This window comes from Pseudomonas sp. LS.1a (genome assembly GCF_022533585.1).
Lineage (GTDB): Bacteria > Pseudomonadota > Gammaproteobacteria > Pseudomonadales > Pseudomonadaceae > Aquipseudomonas.
The window spans coordinates 5,418,490-5,443,625 of record NZ_CP092827.1 but is presented as its reverse complement, the minus strand read 5'-3'; the positions used below and the strand labels follow the sequence as shown (position 1 = coordinate 5,443,625).

Below are 25,136 nucleotides of genomic sequence, written 5' to 3'. Positions count from 1 at the left end.
AAATTAAGGACGACCCCATGAACCAGCCTGTCAGCCACGAACACAAGCACGATCACCACGCCCACAGCTGCTGTGGCGGCGCTGCTGCGCCAGCCCTGGTCCAGCTGAGCGAAAAGGCCAGCAGCCACGCCCAGTTCAGCCGTTTCCGCATCGAGGCCATGGACTGCCCGACCGAGCAGACCCTGATCCAGGACAAGCTGGGCAAGCTGGCTGGCATCGAGCAGCTGGAATTCAACCTGATCAACCGTGTGCTTGGCGTTCGCCACACCCTGGGTGGCACCGCCGAAATCGAGCAGGCCATTGACAGCCTGGGCATGAAAGCCGAGCCGCTTGGCGCCGCAGATGATGGCACCGGGAGCGCACCACAAGTGGTCAAGACCCGTTGGTGGCCGCTGGCGCTGTCCGGTATTGCCGCGATCTCCGCCGAAATCGTGCACTTTGCCGCGCTGGCCCCGGAGTGGGTGGTGGCGGCGCTGGCGTTGGCAGCGATCCTTGGCTGTGGCCTGGGTACCTACAAGAAGGGCTGGATCGCCCTGAAAAACCGCAACCTCAACATCAACGCGCTGATGAGCATTGCCGTGACGGGCGCGGTGCTGATCGGCCAATGGCCGGAAGCGGCCATGGTGATGGTGCTGTTCACCGTTGCCGAACTGATCGAAGCCCGCTCGCTGGACCGCGCGCGCAACGCTATTGGTGGCTTGATGCAGCTCACCCCGGACATGGCCACCGTGCGCCAGGCTGATGGCCAGTGGCGGGCAGTTGAGGTGCGGGAGGTGGCCATCGGTGCCTTGGTGCGGGTACGCCCCGGCGAACGCATTGGCCTGGACGGTGAAGTGACTAGCGGGCAATCGAGCGTCGATCAGGCACCGATCACCGGCGAAAGCCTACCCGTGGAGAAGGGCGTGGGCGACAAGCTGTTCGCCGGCACCATCAACCAGGCAGGGGCGCTGGAATTTCGCGTTACCGCTGCTGCCGGTCAATCGACCCTGGCGCGTATCATCAAGGCCGTCGAGGAGGCGCAAGGCGCGCGCGCACCTACCCAGCGTTTCGTCGACCGTTTCTCGCGCATCTACACCCCCGTGGTGTTCGCCATTGCCTTGGCCGTGGCGGTGATACCGCCGCTGTTCATGGCTGGCGCCTGGTTCGACTGGGTCTATCGCGCCCTGGTGCTGCTGGTGGTGGCCTGCCCATGCGCCCTGGTGATCTCGACCCCGGTGACCATCGTCAGCGGCCTGGCCGCCGCCGCGCGCAAGGGCATCCTGATCAAGGGGGGCGTGTATCTGGAAGGCGGGCGCCAGCTGGACTTCCTGGCCCTGGACAAGACCGGCACCATTACCCACGGCAAGCCGGTGCAGACCGACGCCAAGGTACTGGAGCCGCTGTTCGAAGGCCGCGCGCAAGCCCTGGCCGCCAGCCTGGGCGAGCGTTCGGACCACCCGGTTTCCCGCGCCATTGCCCAGTTCGGCAAGGAGCAAGGCCTGGCCTTGAGCGAGGTCGATGACTTCGCCGCCCTGGCCGGGCGCGGCGTGCGCGGCACCATCGGGGGTGAGGTTTACCACCTGGGTAACCACCGTCTGGTCGAGGAGCTGGGGCTGTGCTCGCCCGAGCTCGAGGCCCAGCTGGATGCGCTGGAGCGCCAGGGCAAGACCGTGGTGCTGCTGCTCGACCGCTCCGGCCCGTTGGCGCTGTTCGCCGTGGCCGACACGGTCAAGGAAAGCAGTCGCCAGGCCATCGCCGAGCTGCACGAGTTGGGCATCAAGACTGTCATGCTGACCGGTGACAATCCACATACCGCCCAGGCTATCGCCACTGTGGTGGGTATCGACCGCGCCGAAGGCAACCTGCTGCCTGCCGACAAGCTCAAGAGCATCGAAGCCCTGTACGCACAGGGCCATCGGGTGGGCATGGTCGGTGACGGCATCAACGACGCCCCGGCGCTGGCCCGCGCCGAGATCGGTTTTGCCATGGCGGCGGCCGGCACCGACACCGCCATCGAGACCGCCGATGTGGCGCTGATGGACGACGACTTGCGGAAAATCCCGGCCTTCGTCAGGCTGTCGCGCCAAAGTGCGGCGATCCTCATGCAGAACATCGTTCTGGCGTTGGGCATCAAGGCGATATTCCTGGCGATCACCTTTGCCGGCATGGCCACCATGTGGATGGCGGTATTCGCCGACATGGGCGTGAGCCTGCTGGTGGTGTTCAACGGCTTGCGCCTGTTGCGCAAATAGAGGACGTGCATGCTGAGTTCGGAGCTGAAAGCCTTCTACATGGTGGCCCGTTTGGGCAGCATCACCCTGGCGGCGAAGAAGCTCGGGCTCAGCCAGCCCACGGTGACCACGCAGATCCGCAACCTGGAAGGCCAGTACGCCGTGGAGCTGTTCTACCGCGGCGGGCGGCGCCTGGTGCTGAGCGAGGAGGGCGTGCGCCTGCTGCCGATGGTCAAGGCACTGTTGCAGCAGGAGGCCGACATCGAGTTCGAACTGCGCAACAGCGGCCAGGCCCAGGGCAGCCTGCGCATTGCGGCAACGGCGCCTTACTACATTCTCGACCTGGTGAAGATCTACCGCGAACGCCTGCCGCAGGTGGAAGTGGCGGTGGAAATCGGTAATTCGCAGCAGGTGCTGGAGATGCTTGAGGACTACCGGGTGGATATCGCCGCTTCTTCGCAACTGGTGGAAGACGCGCGGCTGGTGCGGCGGGTGCTGGGTACTGACCCGTTGGTGGTGGCGGTGCATCGCAACCACCCGTTGGCCCATCGCCAGGCGGTATCGATCGAGGTGGTGGCCGGGCACTGCCTTTTGATGCGCGAGAAGGGCTCGACCACACGCAAGCTGACCGAGCAGATGATGCAGGAGGCCGGGGTAAAGGCCGGGGCGTTGCTGGAGATTGGCAGCCGCGAGTCGATCCGCGAGGCGGTGCTGCGCAATATCGGCATCAGCGTGATTGCCCGCCATGAGGTGCCGCATAACCCCGACTTGCGGGTGCTGGCGCTGGAGAACGCGCCGGTGATGCATGAGTACCTGTATTGCCTGAAGGAGCGGCGCCAGGCGCGGTTGCCGGCGGCCTTCCTTGGGGTTGCGCAGGAAGTGGCCGGTTCACACCTCTAGATTTGTGTTGGCTTCTTCGCGGGTAAACCCGCTCCCACAGGTACTGCACAGCCTTCAGAGGCGACGCGATCCCTGTGGGAGCGGGTTTACCCGCGAAGAGGCCCTCTCAGGGCACTACAAAATCTGCCTATACCACTATCACCCGCTTTTGCCCTAAAGCCACAGAACCTTCGCACAGCCTTCCTAGCATGGCCCCCATCGCTTCGATGAGGCCCAGCCATGAACCACACCACCCCCGGCGCACAGATGACAGTGCGCAATATCCACAAGCGCTTCGGTGCCTTCACGGCGCTCAACGATGTCTCGCTGGACATCGCCGCCGGCGAACTGGTGTGCCTGCTCGGCCCGTCCGGCTGCGGCAAGACCACGTTGCTGCGCTGCATCGCCGGCCTGGAGCGCCAGGACCGGGGTACGTTGTACATCGGCGAGCGCGACATCTCCGAGTTGCCACCCCAGGCCCGTGACTACGGCATCCTGTTCCAGTCCTACGCGCTGTTCCCCAACCTTACCGTCGAAGCCAACATCGCCTACGGCCTGACCGGCAGCGGACGCGAGCAGGCCCGCCAGCGGGTGGCCGACATGCTCGAACTGGTGGGCCTGGCCGGCAGCGAGAAGAAATACCCAGGCCAGCTTTCCGGCGGCCAGCAGCAGCGTGTTGCCCTGGCTCGCGCGCTGGCGCCGTCGCCATCGCTGCTGCTGCTCGACGAGCCCATGTCGGCGCTGGATGCCCGGGTGCGCGAGCACTTGTGCACCGAACTGCGCCAACTGCAGCGCCAGCTGGGAATCACCACGCTGATGGTCACCCACAACCAGGACGAAGCCATGCTGATGGCCGACCGCATTGCGGTGATGAACAACGGCCAGGTCGAGCAGTACGCCACCCCGCAGGAAATCTACGACCAGCCGGCCACGCCGTTCGTTGCCGAGTTCGTCGGCCAGGGCAACTGGCTGCCGTTCCAGCGCAGCAGCGACAGCCATGCCCAGGTTGGCGGCATGAGCATGCGCCTGGCGCCGGGTTCGGCCCGGGCCAGCAGCGGCCGGCTGTTCTGCCGCCCGGAGGCGATCACGGTCAACCCGGTGGTGCACGAAGAAAACCTGTTCCCGGCCAGGGTCCGCGAAATCACCTTCCTCGGTAACCGCTGCCGCATGAGCTTCGAGCTCAAGGCCCTGCCAGGCCATGCACTGCTGGCGGAGCTGGCCCCCGAGGCCATGCCGCGCCTGGGCTCGCAGGACATCTGGGTGGCGCTGCCGCCGCAGCGCCTGCAGGTGTTTGCCTGAGATGGCCGCGCCAATGTCCCTGCCGTTGAGCCAGGCCAAAGCCGCGCCGCGTGCTGGCGTCGCCCTGGGTGACCGGTTGTTCGTCCTCGGCGGCAAGAGCCTGCTGCTGATCCTTCTGGTGCTGGCGGTGCTGCTGCCGCTGCTGGCGATCTTCTGGCGCGGCTTCAGTGCCGAAGCGGGCCAGGGTGGCGGCCTGCTGGCGGCCCGCGAACTGTTCGCCAGTGAAAACTTCCACTGGCTATTGGGCAACAGCCTGTCGGTGGCCTTCACGGTGGCGGCCATCGTGGTACCGCTGGCCTACCTGTTCGCCTATGCCCTGCAACGCACGCTGATTCCGGCCAAGGGCCTGTGGCGGGGGATTTCGCTGCTGCCGCTGCTGGCACCGTCGATGCTGCCGGCCATCGCCCTGGTCTACCTGTTCGGTAACCAGGGGCTGCTGCGCGGGTTGCTCAGCGACAACATCTATGGCTTCTGGGGGATCGTGCTGGGCGAGGCCATCTACACCTTCCCACATGCCCTGATGATCCTGTTGTCGGCGCTGTCGCTGGCCGATGCACGCCTGTTCGACGCGGCGTCCAGCATGGGTGCCGGCCCTTGGCGGGCGTTCTCCAGCATCACCTGGCCGGCCACCCGCCAGGCGGTGTTCGCGGCGTTCTGCCTGGTCTTCACCCTGACCATCACCGATTTTGGTGTACCGGTCGTGGTCGGTGGCGATTATCAGGTGCTGGCGCTGGAAGCCTACAAGGCGGTGGTCGGCCAGCAACAATTCGGCCGTGGCGCGCTGATCGGCATGGTGCTGCTGTTGCCGGCGCTGTTCAGCTTTACCGTCGATGCCTGGCTGCGCCGGCGCCAGGGTGAGGCCATGAGCGGCCGTGCCCAGGTGTTCGAGCCCAAGCCATCACGCGGTCGCGATGCCTGCTTCCTGGCCATCGTGCTGCTGGTGTGCGCGGCGTTGCTGCTGGTGATCGGTATGGCTGTGTACTCGTCGCTGGTCACCTTCTGGCCTTACAACCTGGCGTTGTCGCTGCGTCACTACATGTTCGAGGACACCGCCGGTGGCGGCTGGCTGGCCTACCGCAACAGCGTGACCATGGCCATCGGCACCGCGCTGATCGGCAGCATGGTGATCTTCACCGGCGCCTACCTGATGGAGAAGACCCAGGGCCAACGCCTGCTCAACCAGGCGCTGCGCCTGCTCAGCTTCATCCCCATGGCCGTGCCGGGCCTGGTGCTGGGCCTGGGTTACGTATTCTTCTTCAACCTGAACGGCAACCCGCTGCATGTGTTCTACGGCGGCATGGGGCTGCTGGTGGTGTGCACAATCGCCCACTACCTGACCACCGCGCAGATGACCGCGAGCACCGCCCTGCGCCAGCTCGACGGTGAATTCGAGGCTGCCGCGCTGTCGCTGAAGGCACCGCTGTACAGGCACTTCCTGCGGGTGACCGTGCCGATCTGCCTGCCGGCGCTGCTGGACATCATTCGCTACCTGTTCGTCTCGGCGATGACCACCGTGTCGGCGGCGATCTTCCTGTACAGCCCCGACACCATCCTGGCTGCCGTCGCCGTGCTGAACATGGACGACGCCGGCAACGTCGGTGGTGCCGCCGCCATGTCCACCCTGATCCTGCTGACCAGTGCCGGCGCTTCACTGCTGCTGGCCGCAGCCTCACGCGGCCTGCTGCGCCGCTCCCAAGCCTGGCGCCAACGCGCCGCGACCGTCTGACCTGTAAGGAACCTACCCATGTACAAGCACCTTGCACTTGCCGCTGCCGTTTCCGCCGTGTTCAGCCTGCAGGCTTCGGCCGCTGGTACCCAGCTGACGGTCTACACCGCCCTGGAAGCCGAACAGCTGAAGAGCTACAAGCAGGCCTTCGAGAAGGCCAACCCGGACATCGAGATCAAGTGGGTCCGTGACTCCACCGGCATCATCACCGCCAAGCTGCTGGCCGAGAAAGACCGCCCGCAAGCCGACGCGGTGTGGGGCCTGGCCGCGTCGAGCCTGGCCATCCTCGACCAGAACGGCATGCTCGAAGCCTATGCACCGAAGGACCTGGGCAAGATCGCCGGCAACTACCGCGATGCTGCCAACCCGCCAGCCTGGGTCGGTATGGACGTGTGGGCCGCGACTCTCTGCTTCAATACCATCGAGGCCGAGAAGCAGGGCCTGAGCAAGCCGGTCAGCTGGCAGGACCTGACCAAGCCCGAGTACAAGGGCAAGATCGTCATGCCGAACCCGGCCTCGTCCGGCACCGGCTTCCTGGATGTCAGCGCCTGGCTGCAGACCTTTGGCGAGCCGCAGGGTTGGGCGTACATGGATGCGCTGCACCAGAACATCGGCCAGTACGTTCACTCTGGTTCCAAACCGTGCAAGCTGGCAGCAGCGGGTGAATTCCCGATTGGCATCTCGTTCGAGTACCCGGCCGTGCAGCTCAAGCGCCAGGGTGCGCCGCTGGACATCGTGCTGCCGAAGGAAGGCCTGGGTTGGGAGATCGAAGCGACTGCGGTGATCAAAGGTTCGCCCAAGGCGGACGCGGCCAAGCGCCTGGCTGATTTCTCGGCAAGCCCGGCGGCCATGGAGCTGTACAAGGAGAACTTCGCCGTGCTGGCCGCGCCGGGCATTGCCAAGCCGCAGACCGAACTGCCGGCGGATTATGAACAGCGCCTGATCAAGAACGACTTTGCCTGGGCCTCGAAGAACCGTGACCAGATCCTGGCCGAGTGGCGCAAGCGCTATGACGGCAAGTCGGAGAAGGTGGCTCAACAGTAACCTGCACCGGCCTCTTCGCGGGTGAACCCGCTCCCACAGGTACCGCGCAGTCCTTCAACTGTGCGCAATCCTTGTGGGAGCGGGCATGCCCGCGAAGAAGCCACTGCTGCAATCCAGCCAGGAGAAGACAGTGATGCCCACCCCAGCCCAGATCATCGACAGTACCTTCGCGCTGTACGAACGCCACGGCAGCGGCGATTACATCGGCGAAGCCATCACCCAGCTCGAACACATGTCCCAGGCCGCACAACTGGCCATGGCCGAAGGCTTCGACGATGAAGTGGTGCTGGCGGCGTTTTTCCACGACATTGGCCACCTGTGCGGCGGTGACGCCAGCATGGGCGGCTACGGTGTGGTCAGCCATGAACGCATCGGGGCCGAGTATTTGCGCCGTTGTGGTTTTGGCGAGCGCATGGCGCGGCTGGTGCAGTATCACGTGGAGGCCAAGCGTTACCTGACTTTGCGGCAGGCGGGGTATTACCAACGGCTGAGCGAGGCGAGCCGGAGAACCTTGGAGTATCAGGGGGGTGTGATGAGCGAGGCCGAGGCGGATGCGTTCGAGCGGGACCCGCTGTTCGAGGTGAGCTTGCGGATGCGGGAGTGGGATGAGCAGGCGAAAGTGGTCGGGGTGCCGGTGATTGACCTGGATGGGTTGAAGAAGAAGGCTTTGGCACTGCTTTGAGAGATGGGCTGCCTGTGCCGGCCTCTTCGCGGGTGAACCCGCTCCCACAGGAATAGTGCACATCTCAAGGAATGTGAGATACCTGTGGGAGCGGGTTTACCCGCGAAGAGGCCAGACCTGCTTGATCAAAACTGTGAAACCAGCGCCTCCAGCTGCTCCTGACGCTCAGCCTGGTTCAGCTTCGCCCCAGGGTTCAACGTGGACCACTGCGGATGCGCCCGTGCCTTCACCAGCGCCTCCGGCAACTTGCCCTCCCGCCAGGCCTTCTCGTCCAGTTCCCCCAGCCGAATGCTGTCCTGCGCCGCATGCCCGCGGTTTTCCAGCGCCACCATCAACTGCTGCTGACGCAAGGCCAGCAGGCGCAGCACCGTGTCGTCCACAGTCAGTTCGCGCTTGCCCTTGAGCTTGCCCATCAACCGCGAACCATAGTTGCGCGCCGTCTGCAGCGCGCCGCCGGCAATCGCCCCGGCCAGCGCCGCCGCACCGAGCGTAAGGCCGCCGACCAGCAAGTCGACCCCGGCTCCCGCCGCCGCACCGGCCGCCACACCGCTGCCCAAGCGCACGCCCAGCAGTTTCAGGGTCTCGGGATTGAACAGGTCATCGCCCCAACGGCCATCCAGCAAAGGCAGATCGGTGGCATGGGCGTCCTCGCGGCGGAAGGCATACAGCTTGAGCAATGCCTCGACGCAGCGCTGTTCGCGCTGGCGCACCTCTTGCCGCAAGGCCTCGACGGCCCGGGCTTCGGCAGCCGGTTCGGCCTCGACGCTGCGCCGGCAGGCGGCGCAGTCCAGCAGCAGCTCGGCAATCAGGCGCTTGCCGCTGTGCCGGCGTGCCAGGCGCTGTGCCTGCTGGTCGTCGATCAGCCGCTGCAGGGCCGGGCGGGCGTCTTCCAGCAGCAGCGCCAGGCTTTCGTACAAACGACGCTCGCCGTCCTCTGGCGGCGCCACGCTGTCGAACCGCACCAACGCGTGAAGCCCAAGCCTGGCAAGGGCTTCACGCCATTGCGGTTCGCGGTGCTGGTGGCTGGCGACGAAGTTGAGCACCGGTAGCAGCGGCTTGCCGCAGCTGGCCAGCACTTCCAGTTCGTCGCGGTACTTGGCCAGTACCGGCTCGCGGGCATCGATCACATACAGACCGGCATTGCTGGCCAGCAGCTGGCGCAGCACCTTGGCCTCCTGCTCGAAGCGCTGGCGCGCTTCGCTGCCCTGCAGAAAGCGCTCCAGGCGGGCCGGGCCGTCCAGGCGCTCGCCCGGGCGCTCCAGGCGTTCGAGGTAGTCGAGCAGGGCGATGGCGTCTTCCAGGCCCGGAGTGTCGTACAGCTCCAGCAAGGGTTCGCCGTCCACCGACAGCCGCGCACCTTCCACATGGCGGGTGGTGCTGGGGCGGTGGGAGACTTCGCCAAAGCCGACGTCGCGGGTCAGGGTGCGCAGCAGCGAGGTCTTGCCGACGTTGGTGTGGCCGACCACGGCCAGTTTCAGTGGCTCAGTCATGACCATGCCCCAGCCAGGTCAGCGGCGAGGTATCGGCATGCACCAGGCCAAGGCGGTCGAGGGCTTCGTGCCAGTCGCCCAGGCGTTGGGCGTCCAGGGCCTCGCCTGGTGCGGGCTGCAGTAGCCAGATGCGGGTCGCACCGGCGTTGCGTGCCAGTTCGGCGAGCAGCGCCAGGCTGCCACGGTCGGGCGAGCGGCGCGGGTCGCAGGCGATGGCCAGGCGTGCCGGGGGGAAGCGGCTGAGCTGTTCGAGCAGGCGGTTGCGCGATTCGCGGCTGTCGAGCACGCCGGCACTGGTCACGCTTTTCGGCAGGGCGGGTGGCCAGGGGTGCTGGTCGTCCAGCTCCAGGCCGACCAGCAGGGCACCGCTGCTGCCGCTTTCCAGCTGGCCTGCGGCAAACTGCGGCAAGGTTTCGGGCGCGGCATCCTGCACGCCGATGCGTTCGCTGCGCGGCATCAGCGCTTCACGCAGCTGCGCGTAGCCGGGCAGGCTGAGGTCCAGCGACAGGCGTTGGCGGCCCTGGCGCCAGCGCCACAGGCACAGCGCGGCCAGCAGCAGGCGCGGCAGCAGGCCGTACACCAGCACCACGCCAAGCAGCCAGCTGGCCCAGGCCTGGCGTGCCAGGTCCAGGGCCGGCTGGCTGTCGCCGCTGGCGCGGATCATGGCCTCGTCGGGTACCGTGAAGCCCAGTAACGAGGGCAGGGCGCCCAGGGCCTGGGTCAGGTGGATGAACGGGTCGGCGGCGAGCAGGGTGGTTTCCCAGACAAAGCCATAGCGCCGGGTCGCCAGCAAGGCCAGCAGCATGCCCAGCGCGCTGATCATCGCCAGCAGCCACAGGCCGTGCACCAGCAGGCCGAGCAGCCAGCGGTTGAGGCGCTGGCGTTGCAGCAGCACCAGCAGCGCCGGTGCCAGGTGCGCGGCCTTGGCATCACGGGCAAAGCGCTCGCTCAGCCACAGCCACAGGCGGCCCAGCCCCGCGCCATGCTCGCCGCTCACGGCAAAGCCGATGGCCCAGCCCAGCAGCATCAGCAGGTTCAGCCCCAGCAGGCTGCCCAGCGCCCAGAACACATTCACCGGGCGTTGCCCGTCGCCCAGGGCGGCCAGTGCCAGCCCCGCGCCGCTGAGCACGGCCAGCAGCAGCAAGGCCAGCAGCGCCAGGCGTGCGCCCTGCTTCCAGTGGCGCAGGGCGGTGCTGATACCGTCGCGTTCGGCCAGGAACAGCGCACGGGTTTCGATGCGAGCGGCCAGGTCACCGCCTGCCTGGCGGGCGCGGCGGTTGGCTTCCTGGTCCTCCAGGGGGCCGGCATGTTCCTCGCGCAGGCGTACCGCTTCGGTGAGCCAGCGCTTGTCCAGTGAAGTCGGTGCAGTCACAAGGTCTTCCATTGCACAGGTCAGGGCAGAAGCATAACCCACACGCCCGGTGCTATCCTCGCTGGCATGAATACATCACTCCCCCTCAGCCTGATCGCGGCTCACGCCGAGAACCGCGTGATCGGCATCGACAACTCCATGCCCTGGCATTTGCCGGGGGACTTCAAGTACTTCAAGGCCACTACCCTGGGCAAGCCGATCATCATGGGGCGCAAGACCTGGGACTCGCTGGGCAGGCCCTTGCCCGGGCGGTTGAATATCGTGGTCAGCCGGCAGGCAGGGCTGGAACTGGCGGGGGCCGAGGTGTTTGGTTCGCTGGAAGAGGCGCTGGTGCGGGCCGAGCAGTGGGCGCGTGAGCAGGGCGTCGATGAGCTGATGCTGATTGGCGGGGCGCAGCTGTATGGGCAGGCGCTGGAGAAAGGGCTGGTCAGCCGCATGTACCTGACGCGGGTCGAGTTGTCGCCGGAGGGGGATGCCTGGTTCCCTGAGTTCGATCGGGGGCAGTGGAAGCTGGTGTCGAGCGAGGCGCAGGCTGAGGAAGGCAAGCCTCGGTATCACTTCGAGGTCTGGAACAAGGTTTGAGATTGCCGGGGCTGCCTTGCAGCCCTTTCCGACCGGTCCGGCGCTCAGGTGAGCAGCTTGATGATCAATGCGGTGACAGTAGCCACCGTGGTGACGAAACCGACGGCGATGGCAACCGGGTACCAGAAGGTTTCGCGGGTCATTTTGCCGGCTTCAGCATTCAGCTTGCGTGTCTCGGCCATCAACTTATCCACTTCGACGCGGATCTTGGCAACCTCAACGCGGATTTTTTCGGCTTCTGCCTGGGTCATGTCGTACTGCTGCATGGTGGTTCCTTTCCATCGGCGCATTCGCTAGCCCGGCTGTCAGTATAGCAACGCCAATAGCCAGCTCTTGCTTGCTTCCCATGCCATTGCGTTACTGGATATTGGGGCCGCATAGCGACCCCTTCCTTATCAGGAATGGCTCAGCTCGGCATGTTCATCGCCAGCCAGCACTTCCTTGTCGGTCTCTTTCAACAACTGGCTGGTCACCACCCCTGCGGTCATCGAACCGTTCACGTTCAACGCCGTACGGCCCATGTCGATCAGCGGCTCCACCGAAATCAGCAACGCCACCAGTTCCACCGGCAGGCCCATGGCCGGCAACACGATCAGCGCGGCGAATGTCGCACCACCACCTACGCCGGCAACCCCTGCCGAACTCAGGGTGACGATGGCCACCAGGGTGGCGATCCACAGCGGGTCGAAGGTATCGATGCCCACCGCCGGCGCCACCATCACCGCCAACATGGCGGGATAGAGGCCGGCGCAGCCGTTCTGGCCAATGGTGGTACCGAACGATGCGCTGAAGCTGGCAATCGACTGCGGTACGCCCAGGCGGCGGGTTTGCGCTTCGATGTTCAGCGGAATGCTGGCGGCGCTGGAGCGGCTGGTGAAGGCGAAGGTCAGCACCGGCCACACCTTGCGGAAGAAGCGCAGCGGGCTCACGCCGGTGGCGGCGAGGATAACGCCGTGCACCACGAACATCAGCGCCAGACCCAGGTACGACACCACCACGAAGCTGCCCAGCTTGAGGATGTCTTCCATGTTCGAGCTGGCCACCACCTTGGTCATCAGCGCCAGTACGCCATACGGGGTCAGCTTCATCACCACCCGCACCAGGCGCATCACCCAGGCCTGCAGGGTGTCGATGGCCGACAGCGCGCGCTCGCCCTTCTCGGCATCGTCCTTGATCAGCTGCAGTGCAGCCAGGCCAAGGAACACGGCAAAGATCACCACGCTGATGATCGAGGTCGGCTTGGCCCGCGCCAGGTCACCCACCGGGTTGCTGGGGATGAACGACAGCAGCAGCTGCGGGATGTTGAGGTCGGCGACCTTGCCGGCGTAGTCGCTGTGGATAACCTGCATGCGTGCGCTTTCCTGGGCGCCAGCCACCAGGCCTTCGGCGCTGAGGCCGAACAGGTTGGTCAGGACGATGCCGATCAATGCGGCAATGGCGGTGGTCAGCAGCAGGGTGCCGATGCTCAGCACGCTGATACGGCCCAGCGACGAGGCATTGTGCAGGCGTGCCACGGCACTGAGGATCGAGGCGAAGATCAGCGGCATGACGATCATCTGCAACAGGCCGACATAGCCGTTGCCGACCAGGTCGAGCCAGGCGATGGTGGCCTTGAGTACGGGGTGGCCGGCGCCATAGACGGTATGCAGGATCAGGCCAAACACCACGCCCAGCACCAGGCCCAGCAATACTTTCTTGGCCAGGCTCCAGTCGGTGCGGCGGGTTTGTGCCAGGCCCAGCAACAGGGCCAGGAACGCCAGCAGGTTAAGGGACAGCGGCAGGTTCATTGAAGCTCCAGCGGTAAAGGCAAAAGAGGCATCGCCTCTGTGAGCGAATGCGAACGGAAATGCTAACAGCCTGAAAACAAACGAATTTATACCCAAATGGCATGTGCATAGTCGTTTATGGAATAACGGCGTGTCGCGAATTGCAATGAACACGGCGTTTGCAACTGCATGGAGGTCGTTATCAAGGGCAGTCGGTGGGGGTTGTTGCACTAGCGTTTGTGGGTCATTTCAGGAGATCCGTGCATGAAATTCGCTCCGAAAGCCGTCGCCATCGGCCTGTCCCTGCTGTTCAGTATCGAAACCTTCGCCACCGAGCTCAAACACTGGCCTGCCGAGGCCGCCAGGCAGCTCGACAGCATGATCGCAGCCAATGCCAACAAGGGTAACTATGCGGTGTTCGACATGGACAACACCAGTTACCGCTATGACCTGGAAGAAGCCTTGCTGCCGTTCATGGAAAACAAGGGGTTGCTGAGCCGCGACAAGCTCGACCCGTCGTTGAAGCTGATGCCGTTCAAGGATACCGCCGAGCATAAGGAAAGCCTGTTCAGTTACTACTACCGGCTGTGCGAAGTCGACGACATGGTCTGCTATCCGTGGGTAGCCCAGGTGTTCTCCGGCTTTACCCTGCAGGAGTTGAAGGTGCAGGTGGATGAACTGATGGCTTCCGGCAAGCCGATCCCCAGCACCTACTACGAAGGCGACCAGGTCAAGACCATCGAGGTGCAGCCACCCAAGGTCTTCAAGGGCCAGGCCGAGCTGTACAACAAGCTGATGGAGAACGGTATCGAGGTGTATGTGATTTCGGCGGCCTCCGAAGAGCTGGTGCGCATGGTCGCCTCGGACCCCAAGTACGGTTACAACGTGAAGCCGCAGAATGTGATTGGCGTGAGCCTGCTGCTGAAGGACCGCGCCAGCGGCCAGCTGACCACCGCACGCAAGCAGATCAGTGCCGGGCACTATGATGCCAAGGCCAACCTGGGGCTGGAGCTGACACCGTACCTGTGGACCCCTGCCACCTGGATGGCGGGCAAGCAGGCGGCGATCCTGACCTATATCGATGAGTGGAAGAAGCCGGTGCTGGTGGGCGGCGATACGCCAACCAGCGACGGCTACATGCAGTTCCATGGCGTGGATGTGAGCAAGGGCGGCATCCACCTGTGGATAAACCGCAAGGCCAAGTACATGGACCAGCTGAACGGGATGATTGCCAGGAATGCGGCGGCACAGGCCAAGGAAGGGTTGCCGGTGACAGCGGACAAGAACTGGGTGACCGTGACACCGGAGCAGATCCAGTAATGGGGCCTATCAGCCGTTGCGGCCTACGATGATCGTCCGGGCCGCTTCCTGATCGATGTTCTGTGCCAACAAGGTTACTGCTTCGATGGCACCTGCACGGACGCTGGCCCCCACCGGGCCAAGCGTCTGTTCGACCACGACACTGTGCACCTGGTTAATCCCGACGAAGCGGAACCACGTATCGATGAAGGGTTTTTCCAGGCCAAAAGCCTGGTCGGGTGTCTGTGAGTCAGAGCCGTAACCAAGTCCACGGGAGTAGATTGCAACAGCCCGACGTCCACCCAGCATGCCATTCAACCCTTGCTCATCGAAGGTGAACAGGACGCCTTTGTGCGAAATTGCGTCGATCAGATGCTTGAGCTTGTACGGGATGCCGAAATTCCACAGCGGTACGCTGAACACCAAGGTATCAGCCCGGTGGAACCGTTCAGCGAGTGCCTTGATCTGCCCCCATGCTGCAGCCTGGGCGGTTGACAGTGGGGCATCGGCAAGCCCTGCGTACTTTGCCGCGAGCAAAGCGCCATCCACTTCGGGGAGCTCGCACTCCCAAGGGTCAAGGCAGTCAATCTCCACGGCTTTGCGCTCGGCCAATGCCGTCAGGAACACTTCTGCAATCTGAGTGGAAACGGACCGCTCTCCTCTCGGTGAGGCACAAACATACAAGATACGTTCAACCATGGGGCTTCTCCTTGGCAGCGTTGGTGACACTTCCCCTGGCGTTCGACTGCACAGGTGCTTGGCGCAAAGTCTGATTCAGAATGATTGTTTATAGAAATGACGTATGCTCTGCATATTGAGTGAGATAGGTGATTAATCTGTGTTCGATACTGTGCTTTTGCGTAGCTTGCTTGCCGTTGCCGACAACGGTGGTTTCACGCGCGCGGCGCAGAGGCTGCATCTAACGCAGTCGGCGATCAGCGCTCACATCAGGCGGCTGGAGAGTGAAGCTGGGCACAAATTGCTGGAGCGCACGACCCGTTCGGTCAGCCTGACGCCAGCGGGCGCCCGGCTGGCAGGTTATGCCCGCACTATCCTGGCGTTGCATGATGATGCTCGCGCGAGCCTTGGCGTAGGCCGTCGGGTTTCAGGCATGGTATTTGTGGGCTTGAGCGAGGAGATGGTGAAAGCCCCCATCATCGACTGCCTGCGTCGATTCTCGGTGGCGCATCCCGATGTAGAGGTTTCCCTGAAAGTCGGCCTGACCGGCGAGCTGCTTGCACTTGTTCAATCGGGTGGGCTCGATATCGTGTTGGGGAGCCGCTGCGGCGACGAAGAACGTGGCGAACTGCTTTGGTCCGAGCCGTTGGTCTGGGCGAGAGGGCCGGTTGCGCTGCCCACCGATGATGCAACCACTCCAATACCCTTGGCGGTGTTTTCCGATCAATGCCCCTACCGTGCCGCCGCCATCGAAGCCCTGGCGCGTGCGGGGCGACAATGGCGGATCGTTTGCCAGAGCCCAAGTGCCGGGGGGCTGATAACCGCTGTCAGTGGTGGGCTGGGTGTAACGCCAGTCACCCGGTCGTCCGCACTGGCTGCAGGTTTACAGGAAGTGCCAACGCTGCCATCCCTTCCTCAAGCGCAGTTCATTTTGACCTCGGTGGCGAAGCCGAAGCGCTCAGTTGCCCTGCTGCTGGCGCAATTGCGCCAATGTGCTTCGAGGGGGGAGCTTTGACTCAGCATTTCTCTAGCGCCATAAAAAAGCCGGCGCACAAGGCGCCGGCTTTTTCAAACGCCAGAAAGCCTTACAACCCTTCCAGCATGGCCTTGTTACGCACGGCGCCCTTGTCGGCACTGGTCGCCAGCAGGGCATAGGCCTTCAGCGCGGTGGTCACCTTGCGTGGGCGTACTTCAGCCGGTTTCCAGCCCTTCTTGTCCTGCTCGACACGGCGCTCGGCCAGCTCTGCGTCGCTGACTTGCAGGTTGATCGAACGATTCGGGATGTCGATCAGCACCTTGTCGCCGTCGCGCACCAGGCCGATGGCGCCGCCAGCAGCGGCTTCCGGCGAAGCGTGGCCGATCGACAGGCCCGAGGTACCGCCCGAGAAGCGGCCGTCGGTGAGCAGGGCGCAGGCCTTGCCCAGGCCCTTGGACTTCAGGTACGAGGTCGGGTACAGCATTTCCTGCATGCCCGGGCCACCTTTCGGGCCTTCGTAGCGGATGATCACGATGTCGCCGGCCTTCACTTCGTCGGCGAGGATGCCGCGTACGGCGCTGTCCTGGCTCTCGAAGATCTTCGCGGTGCCTTCGAACACCAGGATCGACTCGTCGACACCGGCGGTTTTCACCACGCAGCCATCCAGCGCGATGTTGCCGTACAGCACGGCCAGGCCGCCTTCTTGCGAGTAGGCATGCTCGACACTGCGGATGCAGCCTTCGGCGCGGTCCAGGTCCAGGCTCGGCCAGCGGGTCGACTGGCTGAACGCGGTCTGGGTCGGGATGCCGGCAGGGCCGGCCTTGAAGAAGGTGTGCACGGCTTCGTCATCGGTCTGGGTGATGTCCCACTTGGCGATGGCTTCTTCCATGCTGCGGCTGTGCACGGTCGGCAGGTCGGTGTGCAACAGGCCGCCACGGGCCAGCGAGCCGAGGATGCTGAAGATGCCGCCGGCACGGTGCACGTCTTCCATGTGATATTTCTGGATGTTCGGCGCAACCTTGCACAGCTGCGGCACCTTGCGCGACAAGCGGTCGATGTCGCGCAGGTCGAACGCCACCTCGGCTTCCTGGGCGGCGGCCAGCAGGTGCAGGATGGTGTTGGTCGAGCCGCCCATGGCGATGTCGAGCATCATGGCGTTCTCGAACGCCTTGAAGTTGGCGATGTTGCGCGGCAGTACCGACTCATCGTTTTCGCCGTAGTAGCGCTTGCAAAGCTCGACGATGGTGCGGCCGGCGGTGAGGAACAGCTGCTCGCGGTCGGCGTGGGTGGCCAGGGTCGAACCGTTGCCCGGCAGGGCCAGGCCCAGGGCTTCGGTCAGGCAGTTCATCGAGTTGGCGGTGAACATGCCGGAGCACGAACCGCAGGTCGGGCAGGCGCTGCGCTCGTATTCGGCGACTTTTTCGTCGGAAGCCGAGGAGTCGGCGGCGATGACCATGGCGTCGACCAGGTCCAGGCCGTGGCTGGCCAGCTTGGTCTTGCCGGCTTCCATCGGACCGCCGGACACGAAGATTACCGGGATGTTCAGGCGCAGGGCGGCCATCAGCATGCCGGGGGTGATCTTGTCGCAGTTGGAGATGCACACGATGGCGTCGGCGCAGTGGGCGTTGACCATGTACTCCACGGCGTCGGCAATGATCTCGCGGCTTGGCAGCGAGTAGAGCATGCCGTCGTGGCCCATGGCGATGCCGTCATCGACCGCGATGGTGTTGAATTCCTTGGCCACGCCACCGGCGCGTTCGATTTCGCGGGCGACCAGCTGGCCCAGGTCCTTCAGGTGCACGTGGCCCGGGACGAACTGGGTGAACGAGTTGGCGATGGCGATGATCGGTTTCTTGAAGTCTTCGTCCTTCATCCCGGTGGCGCGCCACAGGGCACGGGCGCCGGCCATGTTGCGGCCTTGGGTGGAAGTCTTGGAACGATAATCAGGCATGAAACACTCCTGGCGGCTTAATCAGGTCACAAAAAGGGGAGTGAGCTTCACTTGTCCTTTGCGCCGCAGGCCGGTTGCCACTGGCACGGATGGGGCCGAAGACCGCGCGGGATCGCCGCGTGCTTGGGCAGAGCTCATAAACCCGCCGGGGATGACTGGCGATGAATAGGCCGATTCTACACCGCTGGCGCGGCGAGGGAATGGCGATGTGTCCAGGCGGTGGCTTTGGCCTAACGGCTGGTACTTGTAGGACGCTTCCGAAACGGCGGCCAAGGGGCTGACCGGCCCGCCTCGAACAACTATTATGCGGCCGCCGCATGTGCGGTTTCACGAGATACCCCTCAATGGACCTTCCCAGTTACCGGTTCCGCACGAACCTGCAATCTGGCACTGAGCGCGCCGCCGCCAGGGCTGCCGAAGGCTTGAGTCCGCAAGGCTGAAGTCTGTGGGCGCCTGGGTCGGCGCCTGGAGAACTTCATGCAAAATCAAATCGATAAAAACATCCTTCAACCGGAGACCCACGCAGCCCTTGAGGCGCAGCGGCGCGAAGCGACCGAGGATTTTCACAAAGGCGCTTCGATCACCAACCATGTTGGAAACCTGCGGGATGCAACCCTTGGGTTGCTTTACCGCAAGCGTGTGCTATGGCTGGTGGTGCTGGTGTTTGGCAACCTGTTTTCCGGGGCGGGTATTGCCGCATTCGAGGAAACCATAGCCGCACACATCGCCCTGGTGTTCTTCCTGCCGTTGCTGGTGGACAGTGGCGGCAATGCCGGCGCCCAGTCGGCGACGCTGATGGTACGTGGCTTGGCCACAGGGGACGTGGTGATGCGTGACTGGTGGCGCATGCTGGGGCGTGAATTCGGCGTGGCGCTGGCGTTGGGCGTAACCATGGCCATTGCAGTGGCGTCTTTGGGAGTGCTGCGCGGCGGGCCGCAAATCGCGTTGATTGTTGCCAGCAGCATGGTGGTGATCGTGCTGGTAGGCAGCCTGATCGGCATGAGCCTGCCGTTCCTGCTCAGCCGCTTCAAGCTGGACCCGGCCACGGCCAGTGGGCCGCTGATCACATCGATTGCCGATGCGGCGGGGGTGCTGGTGTATTTCGGGATAGCGACGCAGGTGTTGGGGATCTGACACTGTCTCGTGCTGGTTTCACCGGCCTCATCGCCGGCAAGCCAGCTCCCACAGGTACTGCACAGGTCTCGAGGGCTGTGGTGATCCTGTGGGGGCTGGCTTGCCGGCGATGAGGCCGGTGCAGGCCGTTTGCTTCTCGGTCAGCTGTTGGGCAACAACCGGCAGGTGATGCTCTTGATGTAGCGGGTTTCGGCGATGGCCGGGTGCACCGGGTGGTCCGGGCCTTGGCCGCCGCGCTCGAGCAGTTGCATGTTGCGGTCCAGGTGGCGGGCGCTGGTCAGCAGGATGTTGTGCAGGTCGTCCTCGGGCAGGTGCATGGAGCACGAGGCGCTGACCAGGATGCCGTCCTTGGTCAGCATGCGCATGGCCTGCTCGTTCAGGCGGCGGTAGGCCGCTTCGCCGTTTTTCAGGTCTTTCTTGCGTTTGATGAAGGCGGGTGGGTCGGCAATGATCACGTCGAAGCGCTCTTCGGCGGCCTTGAGCTCGCGCAGGGCTTCGAACACGTCGCCTTCGATGCAGGTCAGCTTCTCGCTGATGCCGTTCAGCGCGGCGTTACGCTCCACGCCGTCCAGGGCAAAGCCCGAGGCATCGACGCAGAACACTTCGCTGGCGCCGAAGGCACCGGCCTGCACGCCCCAGCCACCGATGTAGCTGAACAGGTCGAGCACGCGCTTGCCTTTCACGTACGGCGCCAGGCGTGCACGGTTCATGCGGTGGTCGTAGAACCAGCCGGTTTTCTGGCCTTCACGCACCGGGGCTTCGAACTTGACACCGTTCTCTTCCAGCGGCACCCAGTCCGGCACTTCGCCATAGACGGTCTCGACATAGCGCTGCAGGCCTTCGGCGTCACGCGCGGAGGAGTCGTTCTTGAACAGGATGCCGCTTGGCTTGAGTACCTGTACCAGGGCTGCAATCACGTCATCCTTGTGCGCTTCCATGGTGGCCGAGGCCAACTGCACCACGAGGATGTCGAAGAAGCGATCGACCACCAGGCCTGGCAGCAGGTCGGAGTCGCCATAGACCAGGCGGTAGCATGGTTGGTCGAACAGGCGCTGGCGCAGCGACAGGGCAACGTTCAGGCGGTGCACCAGCAGCGACTTGTCCAGCGGCAGCTTGGCGTCGCGCGACAGCAGGCGGGCACAGATCAGGTTGTTCGGGCTCAGTGCGACGATACCCAGTGGCTTGCCGTTGGCCGCCTCGAGAACGGCCTGCTGGCCGGCCTGGAAGCCTTGCAGCGGGGTCGCGGTAACGTCGACTTCGTTGCTGTAGACCCACAGGTGGCCGGCGCGCAGGCGGCGGTCGGCATTGGCTTTGAGGCGAAGGCTGGGCAGGGACATGACGTCGCTCCGGGAAAAAAGAGCGGGATTATAACCTGTTGCCTGGCCGCGCGCCCGTTGTGGGAGCGGCCTTGTGTCGCGAAAGGGCTGCGAAGCGGCCCCAGGGTTTCAGCGGCGCTGCATGGATTGCCGGGGCCGCTTTGCGGCCCAATCGCGACGCAAGGCCGCTCCCACAACATCCGCGCAGGCCTGTGCCGGTGAAGTAAAAAATCGCTGCAACCATTCAGTGGTTGGTCCCATTCCGCGTTAGAGGGTTAGAATCGCGGGTCCCAAAAGAGTGTGTACGTATGTCCCAGGAACTCAGCGCCGAACAGATCCAGCAAGCCTTGCAAGGCATCACCATCCCGCCGCAACCGCAGATCATGGTCGACCTGCAGTTCGAGCAGTACATGCCTGACCCGGACCTGGAAACCATCGCCAAGCTGATTTCCCAGGACCCGGGCCTCTCGGGGGCCTTGCTCAAGCTGGTCAACTCCCCGCATTTCGGCCTTTCCAACAAGATCGGCTCGATCCAGCGGGCGGTGAACCTGCTGGGCAGCCGTTCGATCATCAACCTGATCAACGCCCAGTCGATCAAGGGCGAGATGACTGACGAGACCATCGTCACCCTCAACCGCTTCTGGGACACCGCCCAGGATGTGGCGATGACCTGTCTGACCCTGGCCAAGCGCACCGGCATCCAGGCGGCGGACGAGGCTTACACCCTCGGCCTGTTCCATGACTGTGGCGTGCCGCTGATGCTCAAGCGCTTCCCCGACTACATGGATGTGCTAGAGGAGGCCTATGCCAAGGCCGACGAGGAAACCCGCGTGGTCGACAGCGAAAACCGCGTGTTCAACACCAACCATTCGGTGGTCGGCTATTTCACTGCCAAGTCCTGGCGCCTGCCCGAGCACCTCAGCGCGGCCATCGCCAACCACCACAACGCCTTGGCGGTGTTCCGCGACGAGAGCTCGCGCAATACCCAGAGCCAGCTGAAAAACCTGCTGGCGGTGCTGAAGATGGCCGAGCACATCTGCGCGTCCTACCGGGTGCTGGGTAACCAGGCCGAGGACCACGAATGGAATGTGGTCGGCCCGCTGGTGCTCGATTACATTGGCTTGTCGGAATACGATTTCGAAAACCTCAAGCAGAACATTCGCGAGTTGGGCGGGCACTGACACATGCCGGAATTACCTGAAGTAGAAACCACCCGGCGCGGTATTGCGCCCCATCTGGAAGGCCAGCGTGTCAGCCGGGTAGTGGTGCGTGACCGGCGCCTGCGCTGGCCGGTTCCGGAAGACCTGGATGTACGTCTGTCAGGGCAGCGCATCGTCAGTGTCGAGCGGCGTGCCAAGTACCTGTTGATCAATGCCGAGGTCGGTACCCTGATCAGTCACCTGGGCATGTCGGGCAACCTGCGCCTGGTCGAGCTGGGCTTGCCCGCAGCCAGGCATGAGCACGTGGATATCGAGCTGGAATCGGGGTTGATGCTGCGCTACACCGACCCGCGCCGCTTTGGCGCGATGCTGTGGAGCCTGGACCCGTTCAACCACGAACTGCTGCTGCGCCTGGGGCCGGAGCCGCTGACCGACCTGTTCGACGGCGAGCGGCTGTTCCAGCTGTCCCGTGGGCGGTCGATGGCGGTCAAGCCGTTCATCATGGACAACGCGGTGGTGGTGGGGGTGGGCAACATCTACGCCACCGAGGCGCTGTTTGCCGCCGGCATCGACCCCCGTCGGCAAGCGGGCGGGATTTCCCGGGCGCGCTATCTGAAGCTGGCGATCGAGATCAAGCGCGTGCTGGCGGCGGCGATCGAGCAGGGCGGCACCACGCTACGCGACTTCATCGGTGGCGACGGGCAGCCGGGGTACTTCCAGCAGGAATTGTTCGTGTACGGGCGGGGCGGGCAGCCATGCAAGGTGTGCGGCACGGAGTTGCGCGAGGTGAAGCTGGGGCAGCGGGCGAGTGTGTATTGCCCGCGCTGCCAGCGCTGAGGCAAGTTACGCGGAACCCCTTGTGGGAGCGGCCTTGCGTCGCGAAAGGGCCGCACAGCGGCCCCGGCAGTTTCTGCTGCGAAGCTGAAATCCTGGGGCCGCTTCGCGCCCCATCGCGACGCAAGGCCGCTCCCACAAGGGACCGCGTGGAGGCGGTCAGGCAGCGATCAGGCCTTGCCGGTAATCCGGCGGTACTTGGCCATCAGCTCTTCTTCGGTTTCCGGGTGCGCCTCATCCAGCGGGATGCAGTCGACCGGGCAGACCTGCTGGCATTGCGGCTCGTCGTAATGGCCTACGCACTGGGTGCACAGGTTAGGGTCGATCACGTAGATCTCTTCGCCTTGGGAGATGGCCTCGTTCGGGCACTCGGGTTCGCAGACGTCGCAGTTGATGCAATCGTCGGTGATGATCAGGGACATGGGGACTCCGGCCGGGGCTCAGCGCCCGGGCATGTTCAACGCAGTGGGCACAATTGTGCCGCATTCGCGCCCGCAGTGCACGCGGGCGCGATGATCAGCCGCTAAAGATTACTTCTTGAAGCGTTCGGTCAGCGCATCGGCCACCACCGGGTGGACGAACTTGCTGATATCCCCCCCCAGCGCGGCAATTTCCCGGACCAGGGTCGAGGAAATGAACGAGTAGCGCTCCGAAGGCGTGAGGAACAGGCTCTCGACGTCGGGCGCCAGTTGCCGGTTCATGTTCGCCAGCTGGAACTCGTACTCGAAGTCGGACACCGCACGCAGGCCGCGCAGGAAGACGTTCGCGCCCTGTTCCTTGGCGAAATGCGCCAGCAGCGAGGAGAAGCCGATGACTTCGACATTGGGCAGGTGCTTGGTGACCTCACGGGCGAGCTCCACCCGTTGTTCCAGCGGGAACAGCGGGTTTTTCTTGGGGCTGGCCGCCACCGCGATGATCACGTGGTCGAACAGCCGCGAGGCGCGCTCGACCAGGTCGCCATGGCCTTTGGTAATGGGGTCGAAAGTACCCGGGTACAACACTCGGTTCATCGCGTCATCCTGGCTGGAGTGCGTTGGGGAGTCGGATGGTAGCGCAGCGACGGCGCCCCGGCCAAGTCATGCGGTCGGCTGATGGCACTATAGACAGGGGCCCAGTTGCTTGTCATGCGCTGTGTGCCAGGCGGGCGACCAGTGCTTCGGTGAGCCTGGCGCTGATGGCATACACCGACAGTTGCGGGTTGGCACCAATGCTGGTGGGGAACAGCGAACCGTCGTGAATCGACAGGTTTTCCAACTGGTGATGGCGGCCCAGGCTGTCGCACACCGCCTGGCGCGGGTCGTCGCCGAAGGCGCAGCCACCCATCACGTGGGCGCTGCCCAGGCGTGTGCGGAACGGCTCCAGGCGCAACTTGTCGATCATGGCCAAGGCCTGTTCCAGGCTGGACGCGGCGCTGGCATCGCTGTGCACGGGGGTAACCTGGGTGGCGCCGGCGGCGAACTGGATCTGCGCCATGCTGCGGTAGGCGCGGCGCAGGCCGTCGCGCAGGTAGTTGGTGACCGGGTAATCGAGCACTGGTGAGCCATCGCCGCGCAGCTCCACGGCCCCGCCCTGGCTTTGCGGGTGGAACCCGTCACGCAGCAGTGCCAGCATCACGTGGGTATGCGGCAGTTCGGCCATGCGCAGGGCATTCTCGTGCCCGTGCCCGCCCAGCAGGGTGCTGGCCAAGGCCGGGTGCAAGGGCGGTACTTCCAGCTTGTAGCCGATCGGGCCGTCGCTGCCGCCTTGCCATTGGAAATGGTCGCTATAGATGGACTGCGGGGCGCCGTAGTAGGGGTCGATACGCTCGTTGAAGCGTGCTGCGCTGAAGTTGACCAGGTGCAGGAAGGTACGTTTGCCCAGGCGGCCATTCGGGTCGGGCGCGTCGGAACGCAGCAACAGGGCCGGGCTGTTGATGCCGCCACCGGCGAGGATGTAGTGACGCGCGCGAACACGAACCAGTCGGCCTGTGGGGTGTATGCCCTGGGGATCCAGCGCCTGGCAGGTCAGGCCATGGATGCGCTCGCCGTTGTGTTCGAAGCGCTCGGCCCGAGCCAGGTACAGCAGCTCGCCGCCCTGTTCGAGGGTGGCGGGAATACGGGTTACCAGCATCGATTGCTTGGCATTTACCGGGCAACCCATGCCGCAGTAGCCCAGGTTCCAGCAGCCGCGCACGTTGCGCGGGATCACCGCCCAGCGGTAGCCCAGCTGTTCGCAGCCACGGCGCAGCACGTCGTTGTTGGCATTCGGTGGCAGGGCCCAGGGGGTGATGCCCAGCTCCTGCTCCATGCGTTCGAACCAGGGGCGCATTTGCGCCTCGCCCAGGCCGGTCACGTTGTGGGCCGTGGCCCAGTGCGCCAAGGTCTGTGGCGGGGTGCGAAAGCTCGAGGTCCAGTTGACCAGCGTGGTGCCGCCCACGGCGCGGCCCTGGAGGATGGTGATGGCGCCGTCCTTGCTCATGCGGCCCAGGCCTTCCTGGTACAGATTGGCATAGGCTTCGTTTTCCAGCAGGTGGAAATCGCTGCTGGTCTTCAGCGGGCCTTCTTCGATCAGCAATACCTTGAAGCCGGCAGTACTGAGCATCTGCGCGCTGGTAGCGCCACCGGCACCGCTGCCGATCACGGCAACGTCGGCTTCCAGCGTGAGATCGTGTGTCAGGCGCGAGGCGTCATGGGTGATCCAGCCGCTTTCCAGGCCTTGGCGAAACGGGTCGGGGACAGGCATTGGCGCTGCTCTTGATT

The 25,136-nt window shown here is 64.4% G+C and carries 22 protein-coding genes; 12 read left to right on the top strand and 10 right to left on the bottom strand.

All coding sequences use genetic code 11. The features are described 5' to 3' along the window. Window positions 1-17: 17 nt before the first annotated feature. The 6 genes from MKK04_RS25040 to MKK04_RS25015 all read left to right on the top strand — a co-directional run bounded on the left by MKK04_RS25040 (window position 18) and on the right by MKK04_RS25015 (window position 7,840). Window positions 18-2,231: a heavy metal translocating P-type ATPase gene (locus MKK04_RS25040; RefSeq protein ID WP_241106072.1), complete on the top strand. Its 2,214-nt coding sequence runs from the start codon at window positions 18-20 to the stop codon at window positions 2,229-2,231. 9 nt (window positions 2,232-2,240) lie between these two features. Continuing rightward, window positions 2,241-3,110, top strand: coding sequence for a LysR family transcriptional regulator (locus tag MKK04_RS25035; RefSeq protein WP_233688127.1), 870 nt, complete (start codon window positions 2,241-2,243; stop codon window positions 3,108-3,110). 219 nt (window positions 3,111-3,329) lie between these two features. After that, the gene (locus tag MKK04_RS25030) at window positions 3,330-4,388 is read left to right on the top strand and encodes a putative 2-aminoethylphosphonate ABC transporter ATP-binding protein (RefSeq protein ID WP_233688128.1); all 1,059 of its coding nucleotides are present in this window, start codon (window positions 3,330-3,332) and stop codon (window positions 4,386-4,388) included. Between the two features lies 1 nt (window position 4,389). Then, on the top strand, window positions 4,390-6,114 hold the full coding sequence (locus MKK04_RS25025) for a putative 2-aminoethylphosphonate ABC transporter permease subunit (RefSeq protein WP_241106071.1): 1,725 nt from the start codon (window positions 4,390-4,392) through the stop codon (window positions 6,112-6,114). Between the two features lie 18 nt (window positions 6,115-6,132). Continuing rightward, a complete protein-coding gene (locus MKK04_RS25020) occupies window positions 6,133-7,158 on the top strand; it encodes a putative 2-aminoethylphosphonate ABC transporter substrate-binding protein (RefSeq protein ID WP_233694057.1) in 1,026 nt (341 codons plus the stop codon). A gap of 133 nt (window positions 7,159-7,291) precedes the next feature. Next, on the top strand, window positions 7,292-7,840 hold the full coding sequence (locus MKK04_RS25015) for a phosphonate degradation HD-domain oxygenase (RefSeq protein ID WP_233688131.1): 549 nt from the start codon (window positions 7,292-7,294) through the stop codon (window positions 7,838-7,840). A 125-nt stretch (window positions 7,841-7,965) separates the two neighbouring features. Here MKK04_RS25015 and MKK04_RS25010 read toward each other — a convergent pair whose 3' ends face one another. Both MKK04_RS25010 and MKK04_RS25005 read right to left on the bottom strand, forming a co-directional pair. Beyond that, complete coding sequence (locus tag MKK04_RS25010; protein ID WP_241106070.1) at window positions 7,966-9,330, bottom strand: GTPase/DUF3482 domain-containing protein; 1,365 nt, start codon at window positions 9,328-9,330, stop codon at window positions 7,966-7,968. Further along, on the bottom strand, window positions 9,323-10,714 hold the full coding sequence (locus tag MKK04_RS25005; protein WP_241106069.1) for a DUF2868 domain-containing protein: 1,392 nt from the start codon (window positions 10,712-10,714) through the stop codon (window positions 9,323-9,325). The genes MKK04_RS25010 and MKK04_RS25005 overlap by 8 nt, the downstream gene beginning before the upstream one ends. 54 nt (window positions 10,715-10,768) lie before the next feature. On the opposite strand from MKK04_RS25005, the gene MKK04_RS25000 reads away from it, so the two are divergent. Then, the gene (locus tag MKK04_RS25000) at window positions 10,769-11,284 is read left to right on the top strand and encodes a dihydrofolate reductase (protein ID WP_087499771.1); all 516 of its coding nucleotides are present in this window, start codon (window positions 10,769-10,771) and stop codon (window positions 11,282-11,284) included. 44 nt (window positions 11,285-11,328) lie between these two features. Here MKK04_RS25000 and MKK04_RS24995 read toward each other — a convergent pair whose 3' ends face one another. Next, window positions 11,329-11,535, bottom strand: coding sequence for a hypothetical protein (locus tag MKK04_RS24995; RefSeq protein ID WP_085621818.1), 207 nt, complete (start codon window positions 11,533-11,535; stop codon window positions 11,329-11,331). A gap of 144 nt (window positions 11,536-11,679) precedes the next feature. Next, the gene (locus MKK04_RS24990) at window positions 11,680-13,071 is read right to left on the bottom strand and encodes an L-cystine transporter (RefSeq protein ID WP_063912096.1); all 1,392 of its coding nucleotides are present in this window, start codon (window positions 13,069-13,071) and stop codon (window positions 11,680-11,682) included. A gap of 243 nt (window positions 13,072-13,314) precedes the next feature. Between MKK04_RS24990 and MKK04_RS24985 the strand changes: the two genes are divergently transcribed. Then, the gene (locus MKK04_RS24985) at window positions 13,315-14,370 is read left to right on the top strand and encodes a haloacid dehalogenase-like hydrolase (protein WP_241106068.1); all 1,056 of its coding nucleotides are present in this window, start codon (window positions 13,315-13,317) and stop codon (window positions 14,368-14,370) included. 9 nt (window positions 14,371-14,379) lie between these two features. Here the strand turns inward: MKK04_RS24985 and MKK04_RS24980 are convergent, their stop codons facing one another. Beyond that, entirely contained in the window at window positions 14,380-15,048 is a 669-nt protein-coding gene (locus tag MKK04_RS24980) for an FMN-dependent NADH-azoreductase (RefSeq protein ID WP_241106067.1), read from the bottom strand. 139 nt (window positions 15,049-15,187) lie between these two features. Between MKK04_RS24980 and MKK04_RS24975 the strand changes: the two genes are divergently transcribed. After that, window positions 15,188-16,042, top strand: a complete 855-nt coding sequence (locus MKK04_RS24975) for a LysR family transcriptional regulator (RefSeq protein ID WP_241106066.1) — start codon at window positions 15,188-15,190, stop codon at window positions 16,040-16,042. Window positions 16,043-16,112: 70 nt separating this feature from the next. Here MKK04_RS24975 and ilvD read toward each other — a convergent pair whose 3' ends face one another. Then, entirely contained in the window at window positions 16,113-17,954 is a 1,842-nt protein-coding gene (gene ilvD, locus MKK04_RS24970; protein ID WP_063912093.1) for a dihydroxy-acid dehydratase, read from the bottom strand. Window positions 17,955-18,431: 477 nt separating this feature from the next. Here ilvD and MKK04_RS24965 point away from each other — a divergent pair, with 477 nt between their 5' ends. Further along, entirely contained in the window at window positions 18,432-19,088 is a 657-nt protein-coding gene (locus MKK04_RS24965; protein ID WP_233688137.1) for a magnesium transporter, read from the top strand. Between the two features lie 140 nt (window positions 19,089-19,228). Here MKK04_RS24965 and MKK04_RS24960 read toward each other — a convergent pair whose 3' ends face one another. Further along, complete coding sequence (locus MKK04_RS24960) at window positions 19,229-20,425, bottom strand: class I SAM-dependent rRNA methyltransferase (RefSeq protein ID WP_233688138.1); 1,197 nt, start codon at window positions 20,423-20,425, stop codon at window positions 19,229-19,231. Window positions 20,426-20,766: 341 nt separating this feature from the next. Between MKK04_RS24960 and MKK04_RS24955 the strand changes: the two genes are divergently transcribed. Together MKK04_RS24955 and mutM are read left to right on the top strand one after the other, a co-directional pair. Continuing rightward, window positions 20,767-21,585 (top strand): HDOD domain-containing protein, encoded by an 819-nt coding sequence (locus MKK04_RS24955; protein WP_233688159.1) that lies wholly within the window; start codon window positions 20,767-20,769, stop codon window positions 21,583-21,585. A 3-nt stretch (window positions 21,586-21,588) separates the two neighbouring features. Beyond that, window positions 21,589-22,401 carry a bifunctional DNA-formamidopyrimidine glycosylase/DNA-(apurinic or apyrimidinic site) lyase gene (gene mutM / locus MKK04_RS24950; RefSeq protein ID WP_233694061.1) on the top strand — a complete coding sequence of 271 codons (813 nt, stop codon included), beginning with the start codon at window positions 21,589-21,591 and terminating at the stop codon, window positions 22,399-22,401. A gap of 167 nt (window positions 22,402-22,568) precedes the next feature. Here the strand turns inward: mutM and MKK04_RS24945 are convergent, their stop codons facing one another. From MKK04_RS24945 to MKK04_RS24935, 3 genes are all read right to left on the bottom strand, one after another. Continuing rightward, entirely contained in the window at window positions 22,569-22,820 is a 252-nt protein-coding gene (locus MKK04_RS24945; RefSeq protein WP_013974644.1) for a YfhL family 4Fe-4S dicluster ferredoxin, read from the bottom strand. 108 nt (window positions 22,821-22,928) lie between these two features. After that, window positions 22,929-23,408 (bottom strand): pantetheine-phosphate adenylyltransferase, encoded by a 480-nt coding sequence (gene coaD, locus MKK04_RS24940; RefSeq protein ID WP_003249065.1) that lies wholly within the window; start codon window positions 23,406-23,408, stop codon window positions 22,929-22,931. 112 nt (window positions 23,409-23,520) lie between these two features. Further along, entirely contained in the window at window positions 23,521-25,119 is a 1,599-nt protein-coding gene (locus MKK04_RS24935; RefSeq protein WP_241106065.1) for a GMC family oxidoreductase, read from the bottom strand. Window positions 25,120-25,136 lie beyond the last annotated feature (17 nt).

What these genes read in the sequence shown, in the direction of transcription:
- MKK04_RS24965 (WP_233688137.1), top strand. Translation starts at nt 18,432, where the DNA reads ATGCAAAATCAAATCGATAAAAACATCCTTCAACCGGAGACCCACGCA.
- MKK04_RS25020 (WP_233694057.1), top strand. Translation starts at nt 6,133, where the DNA reads ATGTACAAGCACCTTGCACTTGCCGCTGCCGTTTCCGCCGTGTTCAGC.
- MKK04_RS25015 (WP_233688131.1), top strand. Translation starts at nt 7,292, where the DNA reads ATGCCCACCCCAGCCCAGATCATCGACAGTACCTTCGCGCTGTACGAA.
- MKK04_RS24960 (WP_233688138.1), bottom strand. Translation starts at nt 20,425, where the DNA reads ATGTCCCTGCCCAGCCTTCGCCTCAAAGCCAATGCCGACCGCCGCCTG.
- MKK04_RS24985 (WP_241106068.1), top strand. Translation starts at nt 13,315, where the DNA reads ATGAAATTCGCTCCGAAAGCCGTCGCCATCGGCCTGTCCCTGCTGTTC.
- MKK04_RS25005 (WP_241106069.1), bottom strand. Translation starts at nt 10,714, where the DNA reads ATGGAAGACCTTGTGACTGCACCGACTTCACTGGACAAGCGCTGGCTC.
- MKK04_RS24935 (WP_241106065.1), bottom strand. Translation starts at nt 25,119, where the DNA reads ATGCCTGTCCCCGACCCGTTTCGCCAAGGCCTGGAAAGCGGCTGGATC.
- mutM (WP_233694061.1), top strand. Translation starts at nt 21,589, where the DNA reads ATGCCGGAATTACCTGAAGTAGAAACCACCCGGCGCGGTATTGCGCCC.
- MKK04_RS24995 (WP_085621818.1), bottom strand. Translation starts at nt 11,535, where the DNA reads ATGACCCAGGCAGAAGCCGAAAAAATCCGCGTTGAGGTTGCCAAGATC.
- coaD (WP_003249065.1), bottom strand. Translation starts at nt 23,408, where the DNA reads ATGAACCGAGTGTTGTACCCGGGTACTTTCGACCCCATTACCAAAGGC.
- MKK04_RS25030 (WP_233688128.1), top strand. Translation starts at nt 3,330, where the DNA reads ATGAACCACACCACCCCCGGCGCACAGATGACAGTGCGCAATATCCAC.
- ilvD (WP_063912093.1), bottom strand. Translation starts at nt 17,954, where the DNA reads ATGCCTGATTATCGTTCCAAGACTTCCACCCAAGGCCGCAACATGGCC.
- MKK04_RS25000 (WP_087499771.1), top strand. Translation starts at nt 10,769, where the DNA reads ATGAATACATCACTCCCCCTCAGCCTGATCGCGGCTCACGCCGAGAAC.
- MKK04_RS24980 (WP_241106067.1), bottom strand. Translation starts at nt 15,048, where the DNA reads ATGGTTGAACGTATCTTGTATGTTTGTGCCTCACCGAGAGGAGAGCGG.
- MKK04_RS24990 (WP_063912096.1), bottom strand. Translation starts at nt 13,071, where the DNA reads ATGAACCTGCCGCTGTCCCTTAACCTGCTGGCGTTCCTGGCCCTGTTG.
- MKK04_RS25025 (WP_241106071.1), top strand. Translation starts at nt 4,390, where the DNA reads ATGGCCGCGCCAATGTCCCTGCCGTTGAGCCAGGCCAAAGCCGCGCCG.
- MKK04_RS24945 (WP_013974644.1), bottom strand. Translation starts at nt 22,820, where the DNA reads ATGTCCCTGATCATCACCGACGATTGCATCAACTGCGACGTCTGCGAA.
- MKK04_RS25035 (WP_233688127.1), top strand. Translation starts at nt 2,241, where the DNA reads ATGCTGAGTTCGGAGCTGAAAGCCTTCTACATGGTGGCCCGTTTGGGC.
- MKK04_RS25010 (WP_241106070.1), bottom strand. Translation starts at nt 9,330, where the DNA reads ATGACTGAGCCACTGAAACTGGCCGTGGTCGGCCACACCAACGTCGGC.
- MKK04_RS25040 (WP_241106072.1), top strand. Translation starts at nt 18, where the DNA reads ATGAACCAGCCTGTCAGCCACGAACACAAGCACGATCACCACGCCCAC.